This is a genomic window from Pseudomonas sp. GW821-FHT11D10 (assembly GCF_058808435.1).
Genome location: NZ_JBXARR010000004.1, coordinates 394,928 through 413,144 on the forward strand (window position 1 = coordinate 394,928; position 18,217 = coordinate 413,144).

The 18,217-nt window shown below is 62.0% G+C and carries 16 protein-coding genes and 1 pseudogene; 10 read left to right on the forward strand and 7 right to left on the reverse strand.

The features are described from left to right. Window positions 1–53: 53 nt before the first annotated feature. Window positions 54–1,220 (forward strand): class C beta-lactamase, encoded by a 1,167-nt coding sequence (gene ampC / locus AC1RT4_RS15510; RefSeq protein ID WP_493086086.1) that lies wholly within the window; start codon window positions 54–56, stop codon window positions 1,218–1,220. A 73-nt stretch (window positions 1,221–1,293) separates the two neighbouring features. Here ampC and AC1RT4_RS15515 read toward each other — a convergent pair whose 3' ends face one another. Next, window positions 1,294–1,860 (reverse strand): DUF4174 domain-containing protein, encoded by a 567-nt coding sequence (locus AC1RT4_RS15515; RefSeq protein ID WP_007951594.1) that lies wholly within the window; start codon window positions 1,858–1,860, stop codon window positions 1,294–1,296. Between the two features lie 210 nt (window positions 1,861–2,070). Between AC1RT4_RS15515 and AC1RT4_RS15520 the strand changes: the two genes are divergently transcribed. Then, complete coding sequence (locus AC1RT4_RS15520) at window positions 2,071–2,535, forward strand: GNAT family N-acetyltransferase (protein ID WP_493086090.1); 465 nt, start codon at window positions 2,071–2,073, stop codon at window positions 2,533–2,535. 4 nt (window positions 2,536–2,539) lie between these two features. Here the strand turns inward: AC1RT4_RS15520 and AC1RT4_RS15525 are convergent, their stop codons facing one another. The 4 genes and pseudogenes from AC1RT4_RS15525 to AC1RT4_RS15540 all read right to left on the reverse strand — a co-directional run bounded on the left by AC1RT4_RS15525 (window position 2,540) and on the right by AC1RT4_RS15540 (window position 5,815). Next, complete coding sequence (locus AC1RT4_RS15525; RefSeq protein WP_493086095.1) at window positions 2,540–2,866, reverse strand: hypothetical protein; 327 nt, start codon at window positions 2,864–2,866, stop codon at window positions 2,540–2,542. Window positions 2,867–2,879: 13 nt separating this feature from the next. After that, window positions 2,880–3,665, reverse strand: a complete 786-nt coding sequence (locus AC1RT4_RS15530; RefSeq protein WP_007951595.1) for a sulfite exporter TauE/SafE family protein — start codon at window positions 3,663–3,665, stop codon at window positions 2,880–2,882. 105 nt (window positions 3,666–3,770) lie between these two features. Further along, a pseudogene (locus AC1RT4_RS15535) lies at window positions 3,771–4,984 on the reverse strand (MFS transporter). Between the two features lie 81 nt (window positions 4,985–5,065). Beyond that, window positions 5,066–5,815 carry a hypothetical protein gene (locus AC1RT4_RS15540; RefSeq protein ID WP_493086100.1) on the reverse strand — a complete coding sequence of 250 codons (750 nt, stop codon included), beginning with the start codon at window positions 5,813–5,815 and terminating at the stop codon, window positions 5,066–5,068. Window positions 5,816–6,062: 247 nt separating this feature from the next. On the opposite strand from AC1RT4_RS15540, the gene AC1RT4_RS15545 reads away from it, so the two are divergent. The 3 genes from AC1RT4_RS15545 (at window position 6,063) to AC1RT4_RS15555 (ending at window position 8,624) form a co-directional block, all read left to right on the forward strand. Further along, the gene (locus tag AC1RT4_RS15545) at window positions 6,063–7,211 is read left to right on the forward strand and encodes an aldose epimerase family protein (RefSeq protein WP_493086102.1); all 1,149 of its coding nucleotides are present in this window, start codon (window positions 6,063–6,065) and stop codon (window positions 7,209–7,211) included. Between the two features lie 90 nt (window positions 7,212–7,301). After that, window positions 7,302–8,123 (forward strand): aldo/keto reductase, encoded by an 822-nt coding sequence (locus AC1RT4_RS15550; RefSeq protein ID WP_493086104.1) that lies wholly within the window; start codon window positions 7,302–7,304, stop codon window positions 8,121–8,123. A 30-nt stretch (window positions 8,124–8,153) separates the two neighbouring features. Further along, window positions 8,154–8,624 (forward strand): DUF1810 domain-containing protein, encoded by a 471-nt coding sequence (locus AC1RT4_RS15555; RefSeq protein ID WP_493086106.1) that lies wholly within the window; start codon window positions 8,154–8,156, stop codon window positions 8,622–8,624. Here AC1RT4_RS15555 and AC1RT4_RS15560 read toward each other — a convergent pair. After that, on the reverse strand, window positions 8,589–10,949 hold the full coding sequence (locus AC1RT4_RS15560) for a DNA polymerase II (protein ID WP_493086108.1): 2,361 nt from the start codon (window positions 10,947–10,949) through the stop codon (window positions 8,589–8,591). The genes AC1RT4_RS15555 and AC1RT4_RS15560 overlap by 36 nt on opposite strands. A gap of 189 nt (window positions 10,950–11,138) precedes the next feature. Here AC1RT4_RS15560 and AC1RT4_RS15565 point away from each other — a divergent pair, with 189 nt between their 5' ends. After that, on the forward strand, window positions 11,139–11,579 hold the full coding sequence (locus AC1RT4_RS15565; RefSeq protein WP_007959054.1) for a CBS domain-containing protein: 441 nt from the start codon (window positions 11,139–11,141) through the stop codon (window positions 11,577–11,579). On the opposite strand, the gene AC1RT4_RS15570 is transcribed toward AC1RT4_RS15565, so the two are convergent. Next, the gene (locus AC1RT4_RS15570; protein ID WP_493086110.1) at window positions 11,580–12,203 is read right to left on the reverse strand and encodes a glutathione S-transferase N-terminal domain-containing protein; all 624 of its coding nucleotides are present in this window, start codon (window positions 12,201–12,203) and stop codon (window positions 11,580–11,582) included. 1,090 nt (window positions 12,204–13,293) lie between these two features. On the opposite strand from AC1RT4_RS15570, the gene AC1RT4_RS15575 reads away from it, so the two are divergent. The 4 genes from AC1RT4_RS15575 (at window position 13,294) to AC1RT4_RS15590 (ending at window position 18,193) form a co-directional block, all read left to right on the forward strand. Further along, window positions 13,294–14,112, forward strand: coding sequence for an energy transducer TonB (locus AC1RT4_RS15575; RefSeq protein WP_493086112.1), 819 nt, complete (start codon window positions 13,294–13,296; stop codon window positions 14,110–14,112). A 61-nt stretch (window positions 14,113–14,173) separates the two neighbouring features. Continuing rightward, window positions 14,174–14,878 carry a MotA/TolQ/ExbB proton channel family protein gene (locus tag AC1RT4_RS15580; protein WP_007959058.1) on the forward strand — a complete coding sequence of 235 codons (705 nt, stop codon included), beginning with the start codon at window positions 14,174–14,176 and terminating at the stop codon, window positions 14,876–14,878. Beyond that, a complete protein-coding gene (locus AC1RT4_RS15585; protein ID WP_007959059.1) occupies window positions 14,878–15,279 on the forward strand; it encodes an ExbD/TolR family protein in 402 nt (133 codons plus the stop codon). Before AC1RT4_RS15580 ends, AC1RT4_RS15585 begins: the two co-directional genes overlap by 1 nt. Window positions 15,280–15,487: 208 nt before the next feature. Next, window positions 15,488–18,193: a TonB-dependent receptor gene (locus AC1RT4_RS15590; protein ID WP_493086114.1), complete on the forward strand. Its 2,706-nt coding sequence runs from the start codon at window positions 15,488–15,490 to the stop codon at window positions 18,191–18,193. Window positions 18,194–18,217 lie beyond the last annotated feature (24 nt).

The window sequence follows — 18,217 nt, forward strand, 5'->3', positions numbered from 1 at the left end:
GCTCGCAGTGTAGCGGGATAACACCATCAACACTCATGGAGAGTGGTTCACGCATGTCTTCGATCAACTTGAACAAACTCAAGTCCTTCAGCGCTTTCGGACTTTTCTTCAGCGCCGCCACCTGCCTGGCCGCCCCTCAAACCGACGATCAGTTGCAGGCGCTGGTCAAGGCCACCGTGACCCCGGTCATGCAGCAACAGGATATCGCCGGTCTGGCAGTGGCCGTGACCGTCGATGGCAAGGCGCATTACTTTAACTACGGTGTCGCCGACAAAAGCACCGGGCAAGCGGTGAGTGAAAACACCCTGTTCGAAATCGGCTCGGTGAGCAAAACCTTCACCGCGACCCTCGCCGCCTACGCCCAGGCCAGCGGCAAACTGCAATTCTCTGACAAGGCCAGCCAGCACTGGCCCGAACTGAAAGGCAGCGCCTTCGACCACATCAGCCTGCTGCAACTGGGCACCTACAGCGCGGGCGGCCTGCCGCTGCAATTCCCGGACGCCGCGGATTCTGCCGACAAGATGCTCGGCTATTACCAACAGTGGAAACCGACCTTTCCGGCCGGCAGCCAGCGCCTGTATTCCAACCCGAGCATCGGCCTGTTCGGTTACCTGGCAGCAAAAAGCCTCGGCCAGCCGTTCAATCAGGTCATGACCGAAACCCTGCTGCCGAAACTCGGGCTCAAGCACACCTTCCTGTCGGTACCGGCGTCTGAACAAAAGCTCTACGCCCAGGGCTATGACAAGAACAACAAACCGGTTCGAGTCAGCCCCGGCGCACTGGATTCCGAAGCTTACGGGGTGAAAACCAGCGCTGCCGACCTGCTGCAATACGTCCAGGCCAACCTCGACACCGCCAAACTCGAAACCCCGCTGCAAAAAGCCATCGCCCTCACCCACACCGGCTACTACACCGTCGGCGACATGACCCAGGGCCTGGGCTGGGAACGCTACACCTACCCGATCAGCCTCGACCGCCTGCTGGACGGCAACTCGACGCCGATGGCCATGGAACCGCACACGGTCAAATGGCTGAATCCGCCACAGCCGGAACCGGCGAACGTGCTGCTGAACAAGACCGGCTCCACCGCTGGCTACGGCGCGTATGTCGCGTTCGTGCCGTCGAAGAAAGTCGGGATCGTGATTCTGGCAAACCGCAATTATCCGAATGGAGAGCGGGTGAAGATTGCGCACAAGATTCTGGGTGAGTTGACCCGGTAATCACGCCATAAAAAACGGGCGACCTTCTCAGGTCGCCCGTTTTTTCTTTTCTGATCACCCCTGAATCAGAACATCAATCATCCGGCATTTCCGGCGGCTTGGCCGGTTTGGTCGGCTTCGCCGGTTTTGTCCCTTTTGCACCTTTGGCCGGTGCCGGTTCTGCAGCAGCCGGGGCCGTCACCACGGTGGAAGTGGTCTCTTTCTCGGCGGCCGGCAGCGCATCAATCGTGTCGAAGATTTTCTTCAAATCGACCGCCGCCGCTTCATCCCCCGAAGCCGTCAGTTTGGTCTCGCCATCCTTGCCCACCAGAAAGACCTTCGGATACGCCCCGGCGCCCAGCTTCAGCGAGCGCAGCAACGCCATGGTTTGCTGCTGCTCGAGGCTTTTGCCATCGACCTGACCGCTCATGCTCAGGATGGTGTAAACCTTGATCTTGCGGTCGGCGATACCTTGTTTGTTGGCCGGGTCGTCCAGCGCTTTTTTCAGGCTGACCCAATAAGAATCGACCGTACTGGAAGCGATCACGATCACCGGGCGGTTGATGCCCTTGTCGACGTCCAGAGGGGAATCGCCGTCTGCGGCGAACAGGGGGCCGGCAATCGCCAGCAAGAGTGTCAGGGTCAGTGACCTGATGAGCATGCGCATCTCCTTTTGATATCCACGCTCTAATGATTGCGCATCGCGGCGATTGTTCCGGGGGGTGCCCGGCAAAAGTGTTTCGCCTTGCCCAAAGCTTAGGTCAGCACCGATTTTGCGCAACCGGTTGGGCGCGATCATGTCGCGCATTTGATTACCTTTTATGACCGCATTAGGGTGGAGGTTCAGCCTGTGAAATGGAGTTCAACGCGCATGCACATCGACTACCTCTGCCATCACCCGCAACTGATCGAGGAACTGGCCGAACTCAACTTCAAGGAATGGGGACAGTACAAACCCGAAGACACCCTCGCCAGCCGCACCGAACGCATGCGCGCCGCCTGCGGCAAAGGCGCGATCCCCAGCGTGGTGGTGGCGATCGAAGACGGAAAACTGCTCGGTGGTGCGCTGCTGATCGACAGTGACATGGACACTCGCCCGCAACTGACGCCTTGGCTGGCCGGGGTCTACGTGAAGGCCGAACAGCGTGGCCGTGGGATCGCCTCGCAACTGGTCAACCGCATCGTCGAGGAAGCCGCCGCACTGGGCGTGCCGCAGCTGTACCTGTACACCGATGCCGCGCAATCGCTGTATGCGCGGCTGGGTTGGGAGGTGGTGGAAGAAACGGAGTACGACGGATTGCCGGTGACGGTGATGAAGCGCTCGCTCGGCCAATAAGCACTTAGCTCAGCGCCAAATCGAGCGCCGCTTCCAGCCCCGACGGATCAACGCATCGGCCGTCAAGGCCAAGTATTCCGTCATCAAGGCTGACGCTCAAGGTCACAGTTGGCTTGTCGCCCGGATATTTGCGCATCAGGAGATCAATACCACCAGCGGTTTCATTAGTAGTGGAAATCAGGTCCCACTGGCTATCGCTCAGGTCCAGCAGCGTGTGTTGGCGCTGCTGATCGACCACCCGCGGCGCGTAGAGCCAGTGGCTCATGCGCATTTCCCGGGGCTCGACCGTGATGGCGAGACGGCCATTGCAATGGAATGTGGTTTCGCTCATGGCTGCCTGCCGATCAGAACGCCAGCTTGTAACCGATCAACACCAGCATCGTCGCCAGGCATGGGCGCAGCAGTTCATCGGAGACCCGGCCGGTCAGGTGGCTGCCGAGCCAGATGCCCGGCAACGAGCCGATCAACAGAAAGCCCAGCACGCCCCAGTCCATGTTGCCCATGCTCGCGTGGCCAAGACCCGCGACCAGGGTCAGCGGTACCGCGTGGGCGATTTCGGTGCCGACCAGGCGGCGGGTCGGCAGCAGCGGATAGAGGATGAACAGCGCGACAGTGCCGAGGGCGCCGGCGCCGATGGACGTCAGGGCGACCATGGTGCCGAGGATCAGACCGGTGATCACGGTCATGACATTCAGGCGCGCGCCGCTCGGGTTGTAGTTGCCGCCGGCACGTTTGTGGGCGAATTCCAGCAGGCGTTTCTTGAACAAAATTGCCAGCGCCGTGGCGAACAGTACGAAGCCCAGCGCTTGCTTGATGATGGCGTTCATCGCATCCGGCGCAGTGTGCAGGGTGCTGAGGAACCACAAGGTCATCGCCACCGCCGGGACACTGCCCAGGGTCAGCCAGCCAGTGATGGCCCAGTCGATGTTCTTGTTCTTCCTGTGAACCAGCACGCCGCTGGATTTGGTGATGGCCGCGTACAGCAGATCCGTGCCCACTGCCGTGGCCGGATTGATGCCGAACCACAGCAGGATCGGCGTCATCAACGAACCGCCGCCGACACCGGTCATGCCGACGATGAACCCCACGACCAGCCCGGCAATCACCAGGCCGAAATTTGCCAATTCCATTAAGACGTCCAGACAAACCACAGGAAAAATCCGGCCCGCAGCATAACCAGTTTTCTTATAACGCCCTATATCGATCGGATCTATCGTTATGCCATTTCTTGAGCGTCAATGCTGCCGCCGACCCGGTTTGAAACTATGGCTGCTGTTGAGCCAGACCGTCGCCAGCGCGATCAGCGACAGGATCAGCAACGCCCACGGAAACGACATCGCTCCTGCCCGGTCCAGCAGCAAGCCGCCAAACAATCCGCCGCCGGCAATCGCCACGTTCCAGGAAGTGGTAAGCATCGCCTGCACCACATCCACATGCTCCCCGGCGGAGTCCGCTGCGGCGGTGAGCAGCAACGTCGCCGAGCCGCCGAACGACAGGCCCCAAACCGCCATGCACGCATAAATCAGCCAGGGCGACGGCGCGACCAGTGCCAGCACCAGCGCGGTCACGGCAAACACCGCGAGGCTGATCAGCGCCAGCCCGCGCAACCAGCGATCCACCAGCAGACCGATGATCCAGATCCCCAGCAGCGAGCACAGACCGAAGACCAGCAGCACCAGATCGACCCGTTCGCCAAGACCGGCCTGCGTCAGAAACGGCGCGATGTAGGTGTAGAGAATGTTGTGGCCGAGCATCCAGGTCAGCACCACGAACAGCACCGGGCGCACGCCAGGCAAACGCAGCGACTGCATCAGCGGCAAGCGCTCGGCGCGGGCCTGGCCCGGGCGATCCGGCACGGCGATAAGGATCCACGCCGCCAGCACCAGCGCCAGTGCCGACATAATCCCGAACGAGGCGCGCCAGCCGATCACATTGCCCAGCCAGGTGCCGGCCGGCGTGCCCAGCGACAACGCCACCGGCGTGCCAAGCATGGCAATCGCCAGCGCCCGGCCCTGCTGATGCACCGGCACGATTCCGCGCGCGTAACCGGCCATGATCCCCCACGACAGCCCTGCCGCCATCCCGGCCAGAAACCGCGATGCCAGGGTCAAGCCGTAATGGCTGGAAAACGTGGTGATGGTGTTGAACAGCAGAAACCCGCCGACCGTCATCAGCAGCACCCGCTTGCGCCCCAGCCGCGGGTAGCGACCGTCAGCGGAATCGCCGCGACAATCGAACCCAGCGCATACAGCGTCACCAATTGCCCGGCCAACACTTCGCTGACGTTGAGGCCGGCGCCGATCTGCGGCAACAAACCGGCCGGCAGGGTTTCGGTGAGGATGGCGATGAAGCCGGTCATGGCAAACGCCAGCAACGCGGCGTAAGGCAGTTTGTCCGTGCGGGTGGCACGTTCCAGGCTCGAGTATTCGGCGCTTGCGGGGTCGGTCATGACAGGTGCAGCTCCCTTTGAGTCAAATCGGACGACGGATTGTATACAAATACGCTCGTCCGCCACTCTACCCGACTTGGCTCACTGCACTGGCAAAAAATTCAAAAACAGCAGGCTCTGGGCGTAATTCAGGCCGATGCGCCGGTAGCGCTCGTCGAGCATCTGGGTCAGCAGATCCAGGCGCGCCACGACTTTGCCGAACTCCGTGGCGAAACTCAGGTTGCTGCCCTCCTCGGAAATCTCGTTGGAGAACAACAGCGGCTGGCCTTCCTTGTTCTGCCGCTGAGCGAGGATCCACGTGGCTTTCTCGATGTTGCGCGCGGCGTTGTTGACGAAGGTCGGGTTGATCGCATCGGTCATGTAGAACTCGGTGCGGTTGCCGTGGGCGGTGACCAGCATGCTGCCGATGGCGTAGATGAACGCGCCGACCCGGTCGCCGAGGAACTCCGGGCTCATGGCGTAGCTCAGCGCTGCGAGGTCTTTTTTGCCGCCCAACGTCGGCAGCGGTTGCTGCTGCTCGATGGCCAGCCGCACCTGTTTGACCGCCGTGCGAACGTCGAGGAAGCCGGATTTGCGCAGCTCGTCCGGGTTGCGCAGGTACAACTTGCCCATCAAGCGATAGAGGCTATCGAGGTTGTCGCGCATCGCCAGCGTGGCCATGCGATCGACACTGGTCTGGAGAAGTTCCTGAGGCCTGCCCTCGCGCATCTGGGTGATGAAATTGTTGCCGTCCTGATGGCTGCAACCGCCGAGCAACAGCGTCGACAAAAAGGCCAGCAGCAGGCACGGGCGATGAATGAATGCAGCGATGGGGTGCAAAACTCTCGGCATGAATTCTTTGACGGACACGTTCCTGTGCGGCGGAAGTCACCGCACCCTGGCCATGGATAGAGCCGGGGATTGCGCAAAAGTGCAGTGCCGGCGTGGATTCCCGACCTTCGGCGCAAACCGCCCAAGCAATTTAGTCCGACTTTATTTTTGAATTAATCGTTTCATCCGCTATAAATCTTCACGCAACCATCAATTAGCATGACTATTGAGAGATTTTCAAAACAACAACAAAAAGGAAGGTCAACCCATGCTTCAATCCCGTCACTCACTCTGCGGCCTCGGACTGTCCCTGATGATCGCCACCCTCTCCGCCCAGGCCGCCGGCCTGACCAGCGAACACAAAGCCTTCGGCAAAACCAATGACGGCACGCCCGTCGAGCAATACATCCTGCGCAACAGCCACGGCATGCAGGCCACGGTCATCACCTACGGCGCGACCTTGCAGGCACTGCAAGTGCCGGACAAACACGGCAAGCTCGACGACATCGTCCTCGGTTTCGACGATGTGCAGGGTTACCAGAAAGGCACCGCGTACTTCGGCGCGACCATCGGCCGCTTCGGCAATCGCCTGGCCGACGGCGCCTTCGAACTCGACGGTAAACGCTACCAAGTGCCGCAGAATGACAAGACCAATGCCTTGCACGGCGGCACTCAGGGCTTTGACAAAAAGGTCTGGAAGGCAACGGAAACCAAAGACCAGGATTCGGTCGGCGTGACCCTGACCTACCTGTCGGCGGATGGAGAAATGGGTTTCCCCGGCAACCTCACCACTGAAGTGACCTACCGCCTCACCGACAGCAACGAGCTGCGCATCGACTACAAGGCCAGCACCGACAAACCGACGGTGCTCAACCTGACCAACCACAGCTACTTCAACCTTGCCGGCGCCGGCAATGGCGACATCCTCAAGCAAGTCGCCACCCTGCATGCCAGCCATTACACCCCGGTCACCGCCAAGCTGATCCCGACCGGCGAACTGGCGCCCGTGGCCGGCACGCCGATGGACTTCACCAAACCGACCGCCATCGGCCAGCACATCAAGGCCGATCATCCGCAATTGAAATTCGCCGAAGAGAAACAAGGTGGCTTCGATTTCAACTGGGCGCTGGACACCAAGGGTGACGTCAGCAAACTCGCCGCCGAAGTCAGCGACCCACAATCCGGTCGCCACTTGCAGCTGTTCACCAACGAGCCGGGCGTGCAGTTCTACACCAGCAACTTCCTCGACGGCACGGTCAAGGGCAAGGGTGGCAAGGTCTATCCGCACTGGGGCGCGTTCACCCTGGAGACCCAGCACTATCCGGACTCGCCGAACCAGCCGAACTTCCCGAGCACCCGCCTCGATCCCGGTCAGACCTACACCCAGAACGTGGTGTTGAAGTTCTCCGCCAAGTAAGCACCTGACCTCCTTTCTGGAACCGGACGGAACCCGTGGGCTATCCTGCTGCCCACCCAAGGTATCGACCGTTTCAGAAAGGAGGTTTGAATGCGTACCCTCGAATTGGCTGGCGTGCAGGTTCCGGTGATCGGCCAGGGCACCTGGCGCATGGGCGAAGACCGCTCGGCGCACAAGCGTGAAGTGGCGGCCCTGCGCAGCGGCATCGAACTGGGCATGACCCTGATCGACACCGCCGAAATGTACGCCGAGGGCGGTGCCGAAAGCGTGGTCGGCGAAGCCATCGCCGGCCTGCGCGATCAAGTGTTTCTGGTGAGCAAGGTCTACCCGCACAACGCCAGCCGCAAAGGCATTCCCCAAGCTTGCGAGCGAAGTCTGCGCCGGCTCGACACCGATTACATCGACCTCTATCTGCTGCATTGGCGCGGCCAGTATCCGCTGGAAGAAACCGTCGAAGCCTTCGAGCGTCTGCGCGAGGAAGGCAAGATCGGTCGCTGGGGCGTGTCGAACTTCGACGTTGGCGATCTTGAAGAGCTGTCGAACTCGGCGTGCGCGACCAATCAGGTGCTGTACAACCTGGAGGAACGCGGCATCGAATTCGACCTGCTGCCGTGGTGCCAGCAACAGCGCATGCCGTTGATGGCGTACTGCCCGATCGGCCAGCGCGGCGCGATGCTTGCCGAGCCGGTGCTGAAACAGATTGCCGCTCGTCACGGCGTGACCCCGGCACAGGTTTCGCTGGCGTGGATTCTGCGTCAGGATGGGGTGATTGCGATTCCCAAGGCCGTGCGCCCGGAACACGTGCAGCTCAATGCACAAGCGGCGCAGCTGCAACTCGAGGCCGGGGATCTGGCGGCGCTGGACCAGGCGTTTCACGCGCCACAACGCAAGCAGCGGCTGGCCATGGTCTGAGCCACCCGCCGACTGACAGAGGGCTTCGCCATGAGAAGCACTGATCAGGACGATCCATTCAACCTGCAACGCTTCGTGCTCGCCCAGGATCCGGTGTTCGAACGGGTCCAGCGCGAGCTCGGCGAGGGCCACAAGCGCAGCCACTGGATGTGGTTTGTGTTCCCGCAGTTCGCCGGGCTCGGGGGCAGCGAGATGTCGCGGCGGTTTGCGATCAACTCGGCGCCAGAAACCCGCGCCTATCTCGATCACTCGTTGCTCGGCGCTCGACTGCGGACCTGCACGCAGCTTGTGCTGAACGTGCAGCAGCGTTCGATTGCCGAGATTTTCGGCCATCCGGACGACCTGAAATTCCACTCATCGATGACCCTGTTCGCCCAGTTCGCCGACGAAGACAGCCTCTGGCATCAGGCGCTGGAGCGTTACTTCCACGGCATTCAGGACGAATGGACCCTGCAACTGCTGGACTCAAAACAGGCCCAGTTGCCCCCCGATCAGGGTTGAGAAATCGTCGTCGACAAACGGCAGGATCGCATCCGCCACCGGTTGCAGCTGGCGGGTGATGTAGTGGTCGTAATCGATGGCGGCGCGGCGCACTTCCAGCGGTTCGGGCCCGGCCAGGGTGATGACGTAGCTGATCCAGCCGCCGTTCTGGTACTGGCGTGGACGACCGTGCTGCGCGTTGTAATCGTCCGCCAGCCGCGCGGCGCGCACGTGGGGCGGCACGTTGCGTTCGTAGTCGTCGAGGGTGCGGCGCAGGCGCTTGCGGTAGACCAGTCGCTCGTCGAACTCGCCGGCCAACGTCTTGCGCACGTACTCACGCACGTAATCCTGATACGGCTTGCGCTGGAAGATCCGCTCGTACAGCTCCTGCTGGAATTGCCGGGCCAGCAGCGACCAGTCGGTGCGCACGGTTTCCAGGCCTTTGTAGACCATTTCTTCGCTGCCGTCGGCGCGGGTCACCAGACCGGCATAGCGCTTTTTGCTGCCCTCTTCCGCGCCGCGAATGGTCGGCATCAGGAAGCGTTTGTAGTGGGTTTCGAACTGCAATTCGAGGGCGCTTTCCAGCCCGTATTGCTCACGCACATGCTCGCGCCACCAGTCGTTGACGTGCTGCACCAGCGCCCGGCCGATGGTCGCTGCCTCTTCCTGACCGTGGGGGCGACGCAGCCAGACGAAGGTCGAGTCGGTGTCGCCATAGATCACCGCATGCCCCTGAGCCTCGATCAACTGCCGGGTGCGCAGCATGATTTCGTGGCCGCGCAGGGTGATCGATGACGCCAGCCGCGTATCGAAAAACCGGCAACCGCTGGAACCGAGCACGCCGTAGAAAGCGTTCATGATGATCTTCAGCGCCTGGGACAGCGGCGCGTTGTGCTCGCGCTTGGCGGTCTCGCGGCCCTCGGCGACCCGGGCGACGATGGACGGCAGGCAATGCCGGGTGCGAGAGAAACGAGCACCGCGAAAACCCGGCACCGAGTCGCTGTCATCAGGGTGCTGCAAGCCTTCGATCAACCCCACCGGGTCGATCAGAAAGGTGCGGATGATCGACGGATAAAGGCTCTTGTAGTCGAGCACCAGCACCGATTCGTACAGCCCCGGTTGCGAGTCCATGACAAACCCGCCGGGGCTGGCCTGCGGCGGATTGGTGCCGAGGTTCGGCGCCACAAAACCCTGACGGTGCATCAACGGCATGTACAAATGGGTGAACGCCGCCACCGAACCGCCGCTGCGATCCGCCGGCAGGCCAGTCACGCTGGCGCGCTCCAGCAAAAACTTCAGCAGCTCGGTCTTGGCGAAGATCCGCGTGACCAGTTCGCAATCCTTGAGGTTGTACTTGGCCAGCGCCGGTTTGTCCTCGGCGAACATGCGGTTGATCTCGTCCATGCGCTGGTACGGGTTGTCGATCGACTTGCCCTCGCCGAGCAGGGTCTGGGCGACGTTTTCCAGACTGAACGACGGAAAGCTCCAGGTCGCCGAACGCAGGGATTCGATGCCGTCGATGATCAGCCGCCCCGCCGCTGCCGCGAAGTAATGAGTACGGCTGCCGTGCTCGCGCCACTGCATTTCCTCGCCGCCGCGCCCGAGCTTGAGCGGCACACCGAGGCGCCGGGCGTGTTCGTGGAGGATGCGCAGGTCGAACTGCACGAGGTTCCAGCCGATGATCGCGTCGGGGTCGTGGCGGGCGAACCAGTCGTTAAGCTTCTTGAGGATCAGGGTGCGCGATTCGCAGTACTCGAGGTCGAAATCGACAATGCTGTGATCGCCGTTCGGCGCACCGAGCATGTACACCTGCCGCTCGCCGCAGCCTTCCAGCGCGATGGAATACAACTCGCCCTGCTCGGTGGTTTCGATGTCCAGCGAGACCAGCCGCAGTTGCGGACGATAGTCGGGTGCGGGCTTGAGGTGCGCGTCGATCAGCACACCCTCGGCATCGGGCGTGCCGCTGAACCACACCGGCGCGGTGATGAAACGCTCCATCAGATAACGCTCGGGCGGTCGCACATCGGCTTCGAAGACGTCGACACTGTGGCGGTTGAGCGCGGTTTCCAGACGCATCAACTGACCGTGCTGCTGGCAATACAGACCGAGCACCGGCCGATGCTCGAAATCCTGCAGGGCCAGGGGGCGCAGTTCGACGTTCTTTTCGTCCGCCAGCACCCGCTCGGCCTGCTCGCGCTGCGCCGCCGGGATGAACGCCACCGACGGCTGATGCGGCAGGCGCACACGGCGCGGCCCGGCGTCGGTCGCCAGCCAGAACTCGACTTCGGTGCCGGCCGGGGTGTCGCGCCAATGCCGGGTCAGGACGAAGCCCTGCTGTAAATCCACCACTGCGACCTCAAGAATTGATTCAGACGGGCATTCTACGCGGCATTGCCGAAACCCGTGACAAAGGCCTCGCCATGAAAAACCCCGTCAAATGACGTTTTTTGCGTGTTATCTGCCGTTTTGCGGCCTTGCTCTGTGCGCCTGCGTCTACGATGCTTGGAGAACAACGACAACACCTGAGTAACCGCCATGAAAACCGTCGCCCAGCTGCTCAAGCTCAAAGATCAGAAAAATCAGGAAGTGCACCAGATCAAACCCGATCACATGGTGCTCGAAGCGCTGATGAAAATGGCCGAGAAGAACGTCGGCGCCCTGCTCGTGGTGGAAGACGACAAAGTGGTGGGCATCATCAGCGAGCGCGATTACGCGCGCAAACTGGTGCTGCACGGGCGCTCTTCGGTGGGCACGCCGGTGCGCGACATCATGGTGGCGAACGTGATCACGGTGGACACCCACCAGACCGTCGACACCTGCCTTGGCATCATGTCCGACAAACGCCTGCGCCACTTGCCCGTGGTGGAGGACGGCAAGCTGATCGGCCTGCTGTCGATCGGCGACCTGGTCAAGGAAGCGATTGCCGAACAGGCCGAGCTGATCAAGCAGCTGGAGCAGTACATTCGCGGGGAGTAATCAGCCGGGCCAATGTCGCGCAAAGACCGGCGCCAGCACCGGGTGCCGGTCGATGCGTTGCAGCCACGCATGGAAACCGGGTCGGGCCTGGCGCAGGTGTTCGCGGGCACCGGCCCAGCGCGTGACCACCGCCGCCAGCACGTCCAGCGCCCCCGGCGTTTCATCGTCCAGGTACAGCTCGGCGGAGAACTGGTCGGCAAACACCTCCCAGGTCCAGTGCAGTCGTTCCCGCGCACCCGCCATCAGATTCTGCCGCGATGCCTCGTCCGGCATCACCAGCCAGCGCTCGGGGTAATCAATGACGCCGATGGCCGCGTAGCAATTGCTGACGATGTACACCAGCCCGCGTATCGCCTGATCCCGGTCAGCGCCCTTGGCAGGCAACAGGCCGGATTGCGCAAAGTTCAGCCCCAGATGAATCAGGATCGCCGCACTTTCGGTGATTGCACTGCCGTCCGGCAGTTGCAGGGTCGGGATCTGTTTGAGCGGATTGAGCCGCGCCAACTCCTGCGCCGCTTCCGCGCTGGCCTCGATATCGATGAAGCGGTAAGCCACCTGGCACAGCTCGAGCGCCGCCTCGATGGCCGCGGCCCCTGAGTTGCGATGTCCGTAGAGCTGATACATATCCCCTCCTCCACTGCGAAAGGCATCCTGCCTGGCCCTATTTATAGCTGTTGTATCGAATTTGGCACGGATTGCGCATTCATCGGCAGCTTGCGAATCCCTGATCTCGCAAAACAGCGCTGGCGGTGCCCATCCCGCACCAAGAGCAATCAGCGAACGCTATCCGCGTTCTTGTAAGGTGCGATACCGAACCAAAAGTTCGCGTATCCGAGCTGGCAACAAGGAGTTCACCGCGTGAATCTTCATCTGCTGCGCCACACTCATCTCTCCGTGCCCCTGTACCTGCGCCGTGTTCGTCCTGCGAACAGTCCGTGCATTCCTTTTATTACCTGAACGCCTGCACTATTTATTTTTTAAATAGCACGCAAGAAGTCATTGCGTGCGCGCTGCATTAATGAATGCAACAACGCATTGTTCGACAATAACTTCCAGACAGCACACCGCTACAACTTTTGCTGTTCGGCGTTAATGTCCGAAGCGCACCAAAACTGCACTTTCAGCCATTACACCGAACAAGCGGAACAACCGACTTTACTTAGACAAGAACAAGGAACATCGCCTGTGACCCGCTAAAACACTGACCCGCACCAAATCAGTCCGCCACGCACCATCACGCGTCCTGGCCGACACGAGAACAGCCGCTCTATCTCGCTGAACAGCGCGATACCGCGCCCGGCCTGTCTCGCCCTTGAAAAAGCCCTGCAAACAGGGCCGTCGGGAGGTTATGCGCCCATGAAAACCCGCGTACCTGATGAAACTTATATAAATGCGACATACGTATCATCCGTGAAATAACCGCTACACATTTGTTTACTGTTTGGCACAGCGGTTGCTATTGCATCCACCATGAGGGCAAGAATGACGTTCGCCACTCAACTGCACACTCACTTATAAAAGAACAGCCACGGACCGGATCAATGAACCATCGAAATCGACGTTACTGAAGCAATAAGCTGCACAAGCCCTATTCAATAGATAGTTCAACTATCGGCTTCTGCACACCTGTATGAAAGTTGCGACCACTCACTCGAACAACGCTGTGTTGTTCGAACGGCACCTTATTGCCCTTCATCCACCCGAGGGAGCTTTAATGAACGATGCGGTAAAGCACAGAACGCCGCCGGGGCCAGTACCGAACGCAGCGCTTGCGTCGGTGGCGGGTCGGCCCGTCTACAAGGCCAACACTTCTCAGCCCGGCGGCCTGAACAAACAGCAGATGCTGTTGCTGGTGGCGGTGTCGGCGCTGATACACGGCGGCGCCTGGTGGTTTTTCCAGCAGGCGCGGGCCGAGCCACTGCCCACGCCACCGGAAATTCCTGAAATGACCGTCGAGCTCACCAGCCCGACACCCCCGGCCCCGCCGACACCGGAGCCACCGCCCCCACCACCGCCACCGCCCGAACCGGAACAACCGGTGGAAGACGAGGACGCGGTCAAGCCGCCGCCCAAACCGGTGGAGAAACCCAAGCCGATCGAAAAACCGAAACCGGTCGAGAAACCCAAACCGGTGAAAAAGGCCGAACCGCCGAAAGCGCCGCCCGCCCCTGCGCAACCGGCAGCGCCTGCCGTCCCGGCCACCCCGAGTGCGCCACCGGCACCTGCGGCGGCACCGGGTCCGGTGAAAGAGTCGGCGGCGATTTCCGGCCTCGCCAGCCTCGGCAACCCGCCGCCGGAATACCCGTCGCTGGCCCTGCGGCGCAACTGGGAAGGCAGCGTGGTGCTGCGGATTCAGGTGCTGGCCAACGGTCGCGCAGGCTCGGTGACGGTGACCAAATCCAGCGGCAAGCCGCAACTGGATGACGCGGCGGTTGCAGCGGTGAAGGCCTGGAAGTTCATCCCGGCCAAGCGCGGCGACACACCGATCGACGGCTTCGCCACCCAGACCATCGATTTCAAATTGCCGCAATGACGGCGCGACAACCGAACTCACAACCGAACTCACAACCGATTAACGCAAGCGAGGTGTAGCCATGAACGATTCTTTGTCTTCGATGATTGTCCCCGGCGTGCTCTGGGGGCTGGTGCTGTTTTCCGTGGTCAGCTGGGCAATTCTGCTGGTCAAGTCGGCGCAATACCTGCGCCAGAAAACCCAGAACCGGCAGTTCAGCAAAGCCTTCTGGGGCGCGCCGGATCTGCTCACTGCCGCCGAACACGCCAGCCAGTACCCGGGTTCACTGGCGCGGATCGCCAGCAGCGGTTTTGAAGCCTTGCTGGTGGAAGAATCCCCGCGCACCACCCAGCAACTGGCGCACACCATCAACCGCTCCGACCGACTGGAACGCAACCTGCGCCAACAGATCCAGAAGGAACGCCGCTCGCTGGAAAACGGCCAGGCGATCCTCGCCAGTATCGGCAGCACCGCGCCGTTCATTGGCCTGTTCGGCACCGTGTGGGGAATCATGGAAGCCCTGCAAAGCATCGGCGCCAGCGGTTCGGCCAGCCTGGAAACCGTGGCCGGGCCCATCGGCCACGCGCTGATCGCCACCGGCGTGGGCATTGCCGTCGCGGTACCGGCGGTGCTGATCTACAACTTCTTCCTGCGGCGCCTGAAGCTGGCCTCGGCGGACATGGATGACTTCGCCCACGACTTCGACGCCCTCGCTTCGCGCAGCGCGTTTTCCATCAGCCGCCAGGCCATCGCCAAATCCACGGCCGCCGTGCGGGAGGCCAGCTGATGTCCTTTTCCACTCAAGACAGCGATGAAGTGCTCAGCGAAATGAACGTCACGCCACTGGTGGACGTGATGCTCGTGTTGCTGGTGGTGTTCATCGTCACCGCGCCGCTGATGACCAACGCGATCAAGGTCAACCTGCCAAAAACCGACGCCGTGGCCCCCGCCGAAAAGAAGGATCCGGTGGTGGTCAGCGTCGATCAAGACGGCAAGTTCTTCCTGGCCAAGACCGAGCTGGCGCCGGAATCACTGGAGGCCAGCCTCAAGGAGGTCAAGGCCAAGGACGCCGAAGTGCGCGTGCAGCTGCAGGCCGACTCCGCCGTGAATTACGGCCAGGTCGCCAAAGCCATGGCGTCCATCGAGCGCTCGGGCATCACCAAAATATCGGTGATGACCACCCGCTGACGGCGGTGCCGGGCGCGCAGTGAGGGACGCGCCCGACACCGCTCGTTGAATCCCGTCGCAATCGGCCGACCGAAAAAACGCAGCGCGTCTTCGGAGGGGATCGGCTTGCTTGAAGAAAGTGGTTTTCGCGGCGCGGCACCACCGTGCTCCGTGCAAAGAGGGCTCACAAGGCCATTTCGATAAACGTCTAACAAAGTCGGAAACAACCATGCTGATGAACACTCCACGCTTCACGCTCAAACCCTTGGTGGCGACGATTTCCCGCCACCGTTTCGTTCCGTTGTACCTGGTGGCCATGGGGATGGGCGCCGGGGTTCAGGCTGCCGAGGACGACAACAGCGTCCCGGCCGCTGCGGCGGTGGTCGCGCCGACCACGCAACTGCAACGGGTCGAAGTGACCGGTTCGGCGATCCGTCGGGTCGACGCGGAAACGGCGGTGCCGATCACCGTGCTCAAGGCCGAAGAGCTGCGCAAACAGGGCGTGACCACCACCGCCGAACTGGTGCAGCGCATCACCGGCAGCCAGTCGATCAACAACAGCGCAGGCTCGGTCGGCGCGGCCACCGGCGGCGCCTCGTTCGCCGACATGCGCGGCATCGGCGCGAACAAGACGCTGGTGCTGCTCAACGGTCGCCGGCTGGCCAACAACGCCCTGTCGGGCACCAACTCGGCCGGCGGCGCGGTGGATCTGAACATGATCCCGTTTGCTGCGATCGAGCGCGTGGAAGTGCTGCGCGATGGCGCCTCGGCCCTGTACGGCACCGACGCCATCGGCGGCGTGATCAACTTCATCACCAAAAAATCCATGACCGACGGCCAGCTCACCCTCGGCGGCGAAACCCCGACCCACAGCGGCGGCGGAGCCACCAAAGACATGAGCGCCAGCTGGGGCTACGGTGACCTGGAGCAGGACCGCTTCAACGTGCTCGGCGTGTTCAACTACAACAAGCAGCAGAACCTCGACGCCAACGACCGCTCCTTCGCCCGCGACTACGTGCCCGGCCGTGGCCTGGACCAGACTTCCGGCACCGCGTTCCCCGGCAACTACAGCCAGAACGGCAACGCCACCAACCCGCTGGCCAACAGCAACTGCAACGGCCCCAACCTGGTGGCCCGTGACGGTCTGTGCCGCTTCAGCACCCGCGAGTACATCGACCTGGTGCCGCAGACCGAGAAGACTTCGTTCTTCGGCAAGACCACCGGCAAACTGGCCGACGACCACAACGTCAACCTCGAATACTTCTGGTCGCGCAACAACAACGCCACCGCCGTCGGCCCGGCGCCATTGACCGGCCTGAGCCTGGATTCGTCCTCGCCCTACTACCCCGGCAACGGCATCACCCCGGCGCCCACCGGTTTCGCCCTCGACCCGACGCAACCGGTGGACGTGAACTGGCGCGAAACCGCCGCCGGCCCGCGCGAATCGAAAGACCAGAACACCAGCCAGCGCTTCTTGCTGAGCTTCGACGGTCTGGTCGGCGGCTGGGACTACAACGTCGGCGCCTCGTACAACCAGAACAAGATCGTCTCCAGCGTCACCAGCGGCTACGTCAGCGATCAGGCGATGATCGACGGTCTGGCCAGCGGTCTGCTCAACCCGTTCGGCCCGCAGACCAGTGCTGGTCAGCAATACATCGACCAGGCTGCTTACCACGGCGCCTATTCCACGGCGGTCGGTCGGGTCGCCGGTTTCGACGGGCGGATCAGCCGCGAAATCGGTGACTGGTTCGGTGCCGGCCCGTCGGGTCTGGCGCTGGGCGGCGAGTACCGCAAAGAGAAATTCCATCAGGACTTCGAAGCCTTCGCCGGCGACATCCAGAGCCTGGGCATCGACCCGGCCGGCAGCGTCGAGGGCGACCGCAGCGTGAAAGCCGCCTACGCGGAAATCAACGTGCCGGTGCTCGACAGCCTGGAATTGTCCGCCGCCGTACGTCACGACAAATACAGCGACTTCGGCAGCACCACCAACCCGAAATACTCGTTCCGTTATCAGCCGCTCAAGGAGCTGGTGGTCCGCGGCGCCTACAGCGAAGGCTTCCGCGCGCCGTCGCTGTATGAGTTGTATTCGCCGCGCAGCATCACCTACACCCAGGGCTACTACAACGACCCGGTGCTGTGTACCGGCGGCGTGGTGCAACCGGGCGGCAACGGCGGGCGTGATTGCGGTCAGCAGTTCCTCAACCAGATCGGCGGCAATGAAGACCTGGCCCCGGAGAAGGCCCGCAACGTGACGCTGGGCTTCGTCTATCAGCCGGTCAGCAATCTGTCCGTGGGCCTGGATTTCTGGTGGATTCACATCTCCAACCAGATCCAGCCGTTCCCGGAATCCACCGTGTTCGATCAGGCCGGCAGCTACCCCGACCGTTTCGTGCGCAACGCCGATGGCACGCTCAACTACATCGTCACCGGCAACGCCAACCTCGGCATCGTCGAAACCAACGGCGTCGATGTGTCGCTGGACTATCGCTTCCCGAACACGCCGTATGGTCAATTCGGTCTGGGCCTGCAAGGCACTTATGTCGACGAGTACGACTTCCAGAGCACCATCAAGGGCCCGTTCACCGACAAGGTCGGCGACTTCAGGGGCGACGGTGTGATTGCCCGCTGGAAACACAACCTGACCGGTTCCTGGACCTTCGGCGCGGCCCGCGCGGCGCTGACCAACCGTTTCACCACCGGCTACAACGACTACGACCGCGAGACCAACGCGCGGGTCGCGTCGTATTCGGTGTGGGACCTGTCGGCCGGCTACACCTTCGACAAGGTGCTGGACGTGGATGCCGGGGTGAAAAACCTGTTCGACCGCGATCCGCCGTTCTCCAACCAGGCCTACAACTTCCAGAGCGGTTATGACCCACGCTACACCGATCCGCTGGGCCGCACGCTGTTTGCGCGGATGACGTACCACTTCTGAGTCCCGGTCGGGGCCGCGCAAGAC